Here is a 1679-nt window from a genome sequence, read left to right on the forward strand (position 1 = left end):
ATAGCTCATTTTTTTCGCTCCAATTTTACTGATTCAGAAAGATAGTTCTGAAGTGCTTTTAAAGCGGGAACTAAATCAGAAAATAAGTCAGATGAGAAAATTAGCCTGGCCGATCCGCCGCGAAACGAAAAGTCCCATGGATCAATTTGGCATGGGTATTTTTTATTGAACTTCAGGTTCTCCATATCGACCCGATTCATATTCTCAAAATTCATGTGGAAAATACACTGTACAAAGCGCGGCCTGCCATCGATGGCAGGCCAACCTCTTATAAGCAATGAAGGGCTCACTCCTCTTGATATAGGTCTATCTAGGGGGAGTCGTATATCGAACGGATAGTTGCGGAGAGAGGCCACGCGATCTCTTGGCCAGTCAAGAGGCGGATTCGGGTGAGAGGGGTCGCATCCTTGTGTCGTTTCCTCGCATGAACCTCGATCACGAAGGGAAGCGACGACCTTCATAGATCGCCATTGTGGCGAAACCTGCCCACTTTTATTGATGTGAAATCCCGCGGGCACAATGCTCGTTCCGGTCCAGTACACAATGGTCTCAAGCCCGGTGATTCCGCACTTCCCCGCCTCCACCCGCACGAAAGGCGCGAAGTGATCGAACCGTTCTCTATCCAGGCTTCCCCCGCCGAGAATTGGCACTGAATTCGTACTATCGATCGTCTTGGTGCAGGCGGCCACTGCGAGTTGATATTCGCGCAACCGTTCAGCCACGTTACCCTGTGCCAACGAGATATTATTTACAACTGCGATTGATAATATGATGGACAGAATTACAACTTTGAATTTTGTGCATATTTTCATATTTTAAAATGTATTTTTATTTAATTCCATTGTGCRGATAATATTATCGTGCACCCTTCGATTACCGTTTTCTTTAATAATATTTGTGCTTATATTTTTTTCGATGATGTACACGCCAGCGGAAACAAGAAGGCAGAGGAAAACGAGCAAGACGCAAGTAAAATGTTCGAAAATTGACGAGATTCTGGATAAACGCTGTCCATCGTCTTGGGAAGGCGATGTATGGGAAAAAGTGAACCCGGAACAGAAGGGTGCCAAAGAGGAATAATCCAATCAAGATAGAACACCGTGAAGTGACGGGTTCTCTGTGAGATCGATCGCCGGCGAATCGGAGGCGCACCACGAGGTGGCGTCTGACACGATGTTGTTGACCATAATGATTTGATTGGACTACGGCAGACTTCGGTGCATTTCCATGGGAAATGCCAGTAGATGCCGTCGCAGGGTGCCATGATCCTTACCGCGCGACAACAGTAAGTAAGCAAAATACAATATATTCGATGCCGGGAGTCTGTTCGTCAGGGGCTGACATCGAACCGCAGCGGGTGTTTAGTTTAGCGAGGCCACCATTGGTGGCAAGGTGTTGTTAATTAAATTCATATGAGACGTAAAATATAACAACCTCAAGCGTGCCAACTGCCGTGTCGCTATCTTGACAGGGGAGCATTGGGCTGAGCACCCAGGCAAGGCATCCATAAGGCTGAGGCGCTCTGTTTCGGTAAAGGTATAGCTCATTTTTTTCGCTCCAATTTTACTGATTCAGAAAGATAGTTCTGAAGTGCTTTTAAAGCGGGAACTAAATCAGAAAATAAGTCAGATGAGAAAATTAGCCTGGCCGATCCGCCGCGAAACGAAAAGTCCCATGGA

The 1679-nt window shown here is 46.5% G+C and carries 1 protein-coding gene; it reads right to left on the reverse strand.

Translation table 11 applies throughout. The features are described 5' to 3' along the window. Positions 1-5: 5 nt before the first annotated feature. A complete protein-coding gene (locus tag AC1DQ3_RS36410; protein WP_477124934.1) occupies positions 6-722 on the reverse strand; it encodes a hypothetical protein in 717 nt (238 codons plus the stop codon). Positions 723-1679 lie beyond the last annotated feature (957 nt).

The organism is Cupriavidus sp. 01T418, assembly GCF_056398885.1.